The 8,715-nt window shown below is 72.1% G+C and carries 8 protein-coding genes and 2 pseudogenes; 7 read left to right on the top strand and 3 right to left on the bottom strand.

Annotated features, from left to right (window positions below):
• Both QM626_RS01150 and QM626_RS01145 read left to right on the top strand, forming a co-directional pair.
• Nucleotides 1-283 (top strand): annotated as a pseudogene (locus tag QM626_RS01150) (thioredoxin domain-containing protein); the annotation flags it as partial.
• A gap of 22 nt (nucleotides 284-305) precedes the next feature.
• Nucleotides 306-806, top strand: a complete 501-nt coding sequence (locus QM626_RS01145) for a MarR family winged helix-turn-helix transcriptional regulator (protein ID WP_415073050.1) — start codon at nucleotides 306-308, stop codon at nucleotides 804-806.
• Here the strand turns inward: QM626_RS01145 and QM626_RS01140 are convergent.
• On the bottom strand, nucleotides 803-2,350 hold the full coding sequence (locus QM626_RS01140) for a dolichyl-phosphate-mannose--protein mannosyltransferase (protein ID WP_415073048.1): 1,548 nt from the start codon (nucleotides 2,348-2,350) through the stop codon (nucleotides 803-805). The two genes, QM626_RS01145 and QM626_RS01140, sit on opposite strands and share 4 nt — an antisense overlap.
• Nucleotides 2,351-2,372: 22 nt before the next feature.
• On the opposite strand from QM626_RS01140, the gene rsmI reads away from it, so the two are divergent.
• The 4 genes from rsmI to QM626_RS01120 all read left to right on the top strand — a co-directional run bounded on the left by rsmI (nucleotide 2,373) and on the right by QM626_RS01120 (nucleotide 6,822).
• Complete coding sequence (gene rsmI / locus QM626_RS01135) at nucleotides 2,373-3,191, top strand: 16S rRNA (cytidine(1402)-2'-O)-methyltransferase (protein WP_415073046.1); 819 nt, start codon at nucleotides 2,373-2,375, stop codon at nucleotides 3,189-3,191.
• Nucleotides 3,192-3,697: 506 nt separating this feature from the next.
• Nucleotides 3,698-4,186, top strand: coding sequence for an ArsR/SmtB family transcription factor (locus tag QM626_RS01130; RefSeq protein ID WP_415073044.1), 489 nt, complete (start codon nucleotides 3,698-3,700; stop codon nucleotides 4,184-4,186).
• Between the two features lie 64 nt (nucleotides 4,187-4,250).
• A complete protein-coding gene (gene metG / locus QM626_RS01125; RefSeq protein ID WP_415073042.1) occupies nucleotides 4,251-5,825 on the top strand; it encodes a methionine--tRNA ligase in 1,575 nt (524 codons plus the stop codon).
• A 115-nt stretch (nucleotides 5,826-5,940) separates the two neighbouring features.
• Complete coding sequence (locus QM626_RS01120; RefSeq protein ID WP_415073040.1) at nucleotides 5,941-6,822, top strand: TatD family hydrolase; 882 nt, start codon at nucleotides 5,941-5,943, stop codon at nucleotides 6,820-6,822.
• A 28-nt stretch (nucleotides 6,823-6,850) separates the two neighbouring features.
• Here the strand turns inward: QM626_RS01120 and QM626_RS01115 are convergent, their stop codons facing one another.
• Both QM626_RS01115 and QM626_RS01110 read right to left on the bottom strand, forming a co-directional pair.
• Complete coding sequence (locus QM626_RS01115; protein ID WP_415073038.1) at nucleotides 6,851-7,720, bottom strand: A/G-specific adenine glycosylase; 870 nt, start codon at nucleotides 7,718-7,720, stop codon at nucleotides 6,851-6,853.
• Nucleotides 7,721-7,764: 44 nt separating this feature from the next.
• On the bottom strand, nucleotides 7,765-8,379 hold the full coding sequence (locus QM626_RS01110) for a MerR family transcriptional regulator (protein ID WP_415073036.1): 615 nt from the start codon (nucleotides 8,377-8,379) through the stop codon (nucleotides 7,765-7,767).
• Between the two features lie 75 nt (nucleotides 8,380-8,454).
• Between QM626_RS01110 and QM626_RS01105 the strand changes: the two are divergent.
• Nucleotides 8,455-8,715: pseudogene (locus QM626_RS01105) on the top strand (hypothetical protein); the annotation flags it as partial.

The following is an 8,715-nucleotide window of genomic DNA, read 5'->3' as shown; positions in this document are numbered from 1 at the left end:
CGGCGCGCTGCTGCGGGTGTGCGCGCAGCTCGCGGCGCCGCCTCGGCAGCTCGTGGTGGTCGCAGCCGGGGCCGACGACCCGCTGCGGGCGGCGGCCGCGCACGCCGACGCGGACATCGTCGCGTTCGTGAGCCCGGCGCAGGCGGCCGCGTTCGCGGCATCCGGGTTCACCCTGTTCGAGGATCGTGGACTGCACGCCGGCCGCGCCGCCGTCTACGACTGCCACGGCTTCACGTGCCGCCTGCCGGTGACCGAGGCGGCCGAGCTGCCGCGAGCGCGCTGAGCCCGCGCTCTATCATCGAGCCATGTCCGAGGGGATCGAGCCCGGCGCCGGCTACTGGTTCGCCGACGCGTCCGACGCGCGCCGCCGGCGGGCGGTCGAGCTGCTGCAGGCGTTCCGTGCGTACCGCGCCGCGGAGTCCGCGATGCGCCGCCGCACCCGTCTGAAGATGGCGATGGGTGAGAACGACCTGCTCTCGCTGCGGTATCTGCTGCGCGCGCAGCGCGAGGGCCGGTCGGTGTCCCCCGTCGAGCTCGCCCGTTATCTCGGGGTGTCCACGGCATCCATGACGGCCAGCGTGAGACGCCTGGAGCGCTCCGGGCACGTCCGCCGGGAACGGCACGTCACCGACCGGCGCAGCATCTACGTGGTGCCGACCGAGGCGGCCGACCGTGAGGTGCGGGAGACCCTCGGCGACATGCACCAGGCGATGCTGGACGCGGTCGTCGATCTGACGCCGGAGCAGAACCGGGCGGTGCGCGACTGCCTCGACCGGCTGCAGGCGGTGCTGGACCGGACGCGTTAGATCCAGCCGGGGATCCAGTTGTGCAGCCGCCAGAACTCGTACGGCACTTCGATGGCGGTCCACACCGGGTACCAGAACGCCGAGACGAGGGTCGCGACGATCACGAACACCCAGACCACGCGCTGACCCGCGAGGCGACGTTCCGGCAGGGCGGAGCCGGCGATCGCACGTGCGGCCAGCGCGACGCCGACGACCATGAACGGCAGGATCGCGATCGTGTAGAACTGGAAGATCGTCCGCTCCGGGTAGAACAGCCAGGGCACGTAGGTCGCCGCGATGCCGGTGAGCACGAACGCGTACATCGCCCTGCGGGTGCGGACGAACAGGTACAGCAGGAACAGCGCGGCGGCGCCTCCGGCCCACCAGATGAGCGGGTTCGGGATGCTGGAGATCGCCTGCACCGTGTCGCCATCCATGTTCCAGTACATCGACGTGGGGCGCAGCAGCGCCGGCCACTGGATCGCCGGGCTCGCATAGCTGTGCGGCGTCGTGAGGTTGACATGGAAGTTGTACATCGCGACGTGGAACTTCCAGAGGCTCTGCAGCGGCAGCGGCACCCACGACCAGAACCCGGTCGCCGGATCGCTCACCGCGCTCTGCCGGTCGTAGCCGCCCTCGGTGGCCAGCCAGCCGGTCCAAGAGGAGAGGTAGACCACGAACGCGACGGGCACGAGGTACAGGAACGCGACGACGCCCTGCCGCAGAGAGTCGATCGGCCACATCGTCACACGCAGCCGGCACCGGGCGACCATGTCGGTCACGACGACGTAGACGCCCAGCGCGGCCAGGGCGTACAGGCCCGACCACTTCACGGCGGTCGCCGCGCCCGCCGCCGCGCCCGCCGCGACGAGCCACGGCCGGTTCCACAGCATCGGGCCCCACCACGGCTCGTCGGCGCGTCCCGCCAGGGCGCGTTCGAGCCGCGCGGTGTGCCACCGCTGGTCGAACAGCACGAACCAGAACGAGAGCAGGATGAAGAACGCGAGGAACCCGTCCAGCAGCGCGACCCGGCTGAGCACGATGGCCAGGCCGTCGATCGCCATCAGGAACCCGGCGAGCACAGCGACCGGGGTCGAGCGCGTGAGGGTCCTCGTCACGAGATAGACCAGCAGCACCAGGGCGGTGCCGAACACGGCGCCGGCGACGCGCCAGCCGAACGGGTCGCTCGCGCCGAACAGCCACATCCCGAGGCCGATGATCCACTTGCCGAGCGGCGGGTGCACCGAGAAGCTGCCGCCGGTGAGGTAGATGTCCGTGTCGCCGGCGACGAACGCCTCGTCCGCGCCGTTCGGCCAGTTGGCGGTGTAGCCGAGGTTCCACTGCGACCAGGCGTCCTTGACGTAGTACGTCTCGTCGAAGACGATCGCGTCGGGATGGCCGAGATTCCAGAACCGCAGGACGCCGGCCAGCAGCGTCACCGCGACGGGCGCCCAGATGTCGAGCCGCCGAGAGGCCAGAGGACTGGTGCGGATACGCTCCATCACGCGGTCGTACCGTGAGGGCCGGACCTCGTCGATCAGCAGAGGGTCGGTGCTGGCGGTCACGCGCCCAGCCTATGCTGGCCCGGTGATCATCCTCGCGGCGACTCCGATCGGGAACCTGGGGGACGCGTCGACGAGGCTCGTGGCGGCGCTGGAGGCCGCCACGGTGCTCGCCGCGGAGGACACCCGCACCGCGCAGCGGCTGCTGGCCGGGCTGGGCATCGCGAACCGCCCGCGCCTGGTGGCGCTGCACGACCACAACGAGAAGCAGAAGGCCGCCGAGCTCGTGGCCCTGGCCGCCGCCGAGGACGTCCTGGTCGTCAGCGACGCCGGGATGCCGACGGTCAGCGACCCCGGTTACTCCCTCGTCGCCGCGGCGGCCGCGGCAGGGGTCGCGGTCACGGCGATCCCCGGTCCCTCGGCGGTGCTCACCGCGCTGGCCGTGTCCGGGCTGCCGACGGATCGGTTCTGCTTCGAGGGGTTCCTCCCGCGCAAGGCCGCCGAGCGGCGTGCGCTGTTGGCGGAGCTGGCGGCCGAGCGGCGCACGCTCGTGTTCTTCGAGAGCCCGGCGCGGCTCGCGGTGTCCCTCGCCGACCTGGCCGCGTCGTTCGGCGATTCGCGCCGTGCGGTGGTGTGCCGGGAGCTCACCAAACTGCACGAGGAGGTGCGCCGCGGCACGCTCGCCGAGCTCGCCGCGTGGGCGGAGGGCGGCGTGCGGGGCGAGATCGTCGTGGTCGTGTCCGGCGCCGCGGCGCGGACGGTCGCCTTTCCGGACGCCGTGACCCAGGTGCTGGAGCTCACCCGCGACGGGATGCGACTGAAGGACGCCGCCGGCGAGGTCGCCGCGCACACCGGTCACTCCTCGCGCGAGCTGTACCAGGCCGCACTCGCCGTCCGCGGCTGAGCGCTCGCGAGCCCCGGTCCGCGTCCCGTCTCGATCCACGTCCCGTCTCGATCCGCGTCGCGTCCCGATCCTCGTCCCGATCTCTCGCCCGGTCCGTCACGATCCCGGGCGCGTCTCACACACCCAGATTCCGCATTGAACTTCCTGCTCACACGGCGCCGGTGTGGTCATTGAACTTCCCGTTCACACAGTGGGTCGTGTCGGCGACCGTTGCGTCCTCGTGCTCGAGCGCTTTGCGCCGCGCGGTCGACAGCAGATGCTGTGTGAGCAGGAAGTTCAATGGCGCTGCGGCTGTCGCCCTGTCGCGCCCGGAACGCGGAGCCGGCGTGTGTGAGCAGGAAGTTCAATGCGGAATCCGCGATGTGTAGCACCTGACCGCGCCGCGCCAGACCGTGTCGCACCTGACCGTGTCGCGCCAGGCCGTGCCGCGCCAGACCGTGCCGCTCGAGCGGGTGGCCGACAACGCGGTCGGGTTCGGTGTCGAACCCCGGAGGTAGCGTCAAACCATGGCACACCGGACCACGCACGGCGGCGATTTCCCGCCGCTGTTCATCGACGCGTTCCAGGCGATGGCCGACCCGGTGCGACGCCGCATCGTCGACATCCTGGCCAGTGGCGAGCACACGGCCGGCGCGATCGCCGCCGCCGCAGGCGGCGAGTTCAAGATCAGTCGCACCGCGGTCTCGAAGCACCTCCGCATCCTCCGCGACAGCGGAATGGTCGACGTCCATGCCGACTACCAGTGGCGCTGGTACTACCTCACCGAAGAGGGCCTCCGCCGCCTCGAGGATGCCGTCGCCGACCTGCGTGCGAAGTTCGAAGGCGGGCTCGGCTGGGACACCGGGCTCGGCCGGATGCGGGACCCGCTGGGCGACCCGCGCGTCTTCGACCACGCCGTGCGTCGAAAAGGCCCGGGTCGCGCATTCACCCCGGGCCGGCGCGGTCACCAGACCGTGCCGCCCACGCCGCCGGAATCGGACCTCGGCATGTATTGAGCTCCGCGCCCGAGCCGCCGTCACAGGCGGCGGCCGCGGCATCCGCCCCACCTAGAATCGTCGGGTGAGCAACGGCAGTTCCTTCTACATCACGACGCCGATCTACTACCCCTCCGATGTTCCCCACATCGGACACGGGTACACGACGGTCGCCGTGGACACGCTCGCGCGCTGGCACCGGCAGGCGGGCGACGACACTTGGATGCTCACCGGCACCGACGAGCACGGGCAGAAGATGCTGCGCGCCGCCGCCGCGAACGGCGTCACCCCGCAGGAGTGGGTCGACAAGCTCGTCGGCGAGGCGTGGTTCCCGCTGCTGACCAGCCTCGACGTGGCCAACGACGACTTCATCCGCACCACCCAGACCCGGCACGAGGAAGGCGTGAAGCGCTTCGTGCAGGCCGTCTACGACCGCGGCTACATCTACGCCGGCGAGTACGAGGCGCTGTACTGCGTGGGCTGCGAGGAGTTCAAGCCCGAGTCGGAGATCGTCGACGGCACGGGCGAGTTCGAAGGGCTCAAGGTCTGCGCCATCCACTCCAAACCGCTCGAGCTGCTGCAGGAGAAGAACTACTTCTTCAAGCTCAGCGAGTTCGCCGAGCCCCTCCTCAGGCTCTACCGGGAACGCCCCGACTTCATCCGGCCGGAGTCGGCGCGCAACGAGGTCATGTCCTTCGTCCGGTCCGGGTTGAAGGACCTGTCGATCTCGCGCAGCGCCTTCGACTGGGGCATCAAGGTGCCGTGGGACCAGACGCACGTCATCTACGTCTGGGTCGACGCGCTGCTCAACTACGTCACCGCGATCGGCTACGGCGAGGACGCGGCGCAGTTCGAGCGCCGCTGGCCCGCGCACCACGTGGTCGGCAAGGACATCCTCCGCTTCCACGCGGTGATCTGGCCGGCGATGCTCATGGCCGCCGGGCTGGAGGTGCCGGCCGGCGTGTTCGCGCACGGCTGGCTGCTGGTCGGCGGCGAGAAGATGTCCAAGTCGAAGCTGACCGGCATCGCCCCCACCGAGATCACCGACGTGTTCGGCTCCGACGCCTACCGGTTCTACTTCCTCTCGGCGATCGCGTTCGGCCAGGACGGCTCCTTCTCCTGGGAGGACCTCGCCGCCCGGTATCAGGCCGAGCTGGCCAACGGCTTCGGCAACCTCGCCTCGCGCACCGTCGCGATGATCGAGCGGTACTTCGAGGGGATCGTGCCGCCGGCGGGACCGTACGCCGACGCCGACCTCGCGGTGCAGCGGACGGTGGCGGATGCGGCATCCACGGCCGATGCCGCGATCGAACGGTTCCGCATCGACGAGGCGATCGCCGCGATCTGGACCATCGTCGACGAGCTGAACGGCTACATCACGCTGAACGAGCCGTGGGCGCTCGCGAAGGACGACGCGCAGCGCGAGCGGCTCGGCACCGTGCTGTACACCGCGGCCGAGGGCCTGCGCGCGCTCGCCGCGCTGCTGTCGCCGGTCATGCCCGTCTCGACCGAACGGCTGTGGATCGCGCTCGGCGCCGCCGAGAGCCTCGGACGCCTGCACGACCAGCCGCTGCGCGACGCCGGTCGGTGGGGCCAGCTGCGCCCCGGCACCTCGGTCAACGGCCTGGCACCGCTGTTCCCGCGCGTCGAGAACGCGTGACATCGCCCATGTCCCAGTTCGGTGCGGGTCATGTCCCAGTTCGGCGCGGTATCGCAGTCCCAGACCGCGCCGAACTGGGACATGGGCGCCGGCGGGGCGGGCGGAGGAGCCGGTCGTGACCGATCCGTCGGCGCATACCCGGCAGCGTAAGGATGCTGCGCGCCAGCCCGCCTATCCGCAGCCGCCGGAGCCGCTCGCGGTCGCGGTGTACGACAACCACACGCACCTCGACATCGCGGACGGCGAGACCGGGATGTCGCTGGGCGAGCAGCTCGAGCTCGCCGCATCCGTCGGCATCGCCGGGGTCGTGCAGGTGGGATGCGACGTCGAGTCCAGCCGCTGGAGCGCGCAGGCGGCGGCGTCCGACCCGCGGGTGCTGGCGGCGGTCGCGATCCACCCGAACGACGCCCCGGCCCTCGCCGCGACCGGGCGTCTCGACGCGGCGATCGACGTCATCGACGAGCTCGCCGCGCAGCCGCGGGTGCGGGCCGTCGGCGAGACCGGGCTGGACTTCTTCCGCACCGGGGAGGACGGCCGCCCCGCGCAGTTCGAGAGCTTCGAGGCGCACATCGCGCTGGCGAAGAAGCACGGCGTGGCCATGCAGATCCACGACCGGGACGCCCACGACGCCGTGCTCGACACCCTGCGACGAGTCGGCGCCCCCGACCGCACGGTGTTCCACTGCTTCTCCGGGGACGCCGACATGGCCCGTGTCGCCGCCGACCGCGGATACTGGCTCTCCTTCGCCGGCAACGTCACCTTCAAGAACGCGCAGAACCTGCGCGACGCGCTCGCGGTCACGCCGCGAGGCCGCATCCTGGTCGAGACGGACGCCCCGTTCCTCACCCCCGTGCCGCTGCGCGGCCGCCCCAACGCCCCCTACCTGGTGCCGCTGACGGTGCGGTTCATGGCCGCCGAGCTCGGCGTGGAGGTCGACGAGCTGTGCGCGCAGTTGGCGGCCAACACGCTCGAGGTCTACGGCCCCTTCGACGCCTGAGCCGCCGTCGGCCTCCCGTGGCGCGGGCTCAGCGCGGCAGACGCAGCTCGCCGCCGATGGCCTCGGCGAGACCGTCGGCGATGAGCGAATCGATCGCGCGGTCCCGCTGACGCGGATCGGGCCAGTCGGATGCCGCCGCCACGGCCGGCAGCGCATGTCCGGGCGCCTCGCGCAGCGCCCGGAGGACGGCGCCGCGCGCCTGCCGGTCGCTGCCCTCGTAGCGCGCCTGCCGGCGCCGCTCGTCGCCGGTGTCGGGGTAGCCGGCTGCCCGCCAGGCGCACAGGTGCGCGATCGGGCATGCCTCGCAGCGCGGCGCCCGGGCCGTGCACACGAGGGCCCCGAGCTCCATCGTCGCGGCGTTGAACGACGCGGCATCCGCGTCGGCCGCCGGCAGCAGCGCGGCCATCGCGTCGAGATCGCGTCGCGACGCCGGACCGGGCTGCGACCGTCCCTCGACGGCGCGGGCGATGACCCGCCGCGTGTTGGTGTCGACCACGGGATGCCGGTCGCCGTAGGCGAACACCGCCACCGCGCGGGCGGTGTAGTCGCCGATCCCCGTCAGCGCCAGCAGCGCGTCCACATCGCGCGGCACCACGCCGCCGTGCCGGTCGCGGATCTCCACCGCCGCCCGATGCAGCCACAGGGCCCGCCGCGGATAGCCGAGGTTCGCCCAGCGGCGCACAGCGTCGGCCGGGGGAGCGGCGGCGAGGTCGGCAGGCTCCGGCCAGGCGGTCAGCCACTCCGCCAGGCGCGGGATCACCCGCGTCACCGGGGTCTGCTGCAGCATGAACTCGCTGACCAGCACGCCCCAGGCGCCGTATCCGGGGGCCCGCCACGGCAGGTCGCGCGCGGCGGTCCGGTACCACGCCAGCAGGGGAGCGGCGAGGTCCGGAGGCACCCGCTCAGCCTAGGCGCGCGAACGGCGCCTCCGCGGGCGACCGGCTACGCCTCGCCGGCGATCCGCCCGGTGGCGAGCTGCTGGTGCATCAGCCGCCGCATCGCGAGCAGCACCGGCTCGTAGAGCGCCGTCCCGAGGACGGCATAGCTGACGGCGTCCCCGGCAGGCAGCGTGCGGGTGGGAGCCACCTCGGCACGTGCCAGCGCGGCGATCGCGTCGGCGTACCTGCGGGCGGTCGCCGCATCCCACGTCAGCCCCGCCGCGCGCACGCCGTCGATCGCGACCGCGAGCTGCGCGGCGGCCGGGAACATCGGGTCGAGCTCGAGTCCGAGCCACCCGGCGGCCTCGTAGGCGGGTCCCAGGTCCACGCTCTCGGCGTCCACGTACGGAGGCAGCGCGGCCACGGCGGCGCCGATGGCACGCACCGGGTCGTCGTCCGGCATGTCGATCGCGCCGAGCACCTCGCGCACCTTCGCCAGCGGCAGGCCGGCGACGCGCGTGAGCGCATCGATCAGCCGCACCCGCTCGGCGTGGGCGTCCTCGTACTCGGCCTGCGTCGCGGCCGTCGCCCGGCCGCGGGGCAGCAGCCCCTCGCGCAGGTAGAACTTCAACGTCGGGATGCCGACGCCGGTGGCGGACGCGAGCTCGGAGATCCGCAACTTCCCTCCCTGATCCGTAATGGATAGTATCAGTATCTATATTGGACATCGCCACTATCCAATCATGGAGGGATCATGATCTTCGTCGTCACCGTCGTGGTCGGCGCGATCGGCATGCTGCTTCACCTGCTCGGCGCGCCGGGCTTCGGCGCGCCGGTGGCCGTGCCGATCGCCGCCGTCGTCGCGATGTGCGCGATGGGGGTGATCGCGCGCCTCCTGCCGCCGCGCCGCGCCGCGCTGGTGGCGATGGTGCCCGCCGGCCTGCCCCGACCCGACCTGGTGGTGTGGGCGACCGGCGTGTGCGAGGCCGCGGGCGCGGTCGGCGTGCTGCTGCCG

The sequence above is a fragment of the Microbacterium sp. genome (genome assembly GCF_047606385.1).
Lineage (GTDB): Bacteria > Actinomycetota > Actinomycetes > Actinomycetales > Microbacteriaceae > Microbacterium.
Note: the sequence above shows the minus strand (reverse complement) of the source record. Positions and strands in the feature narration are given on the sequence as shown.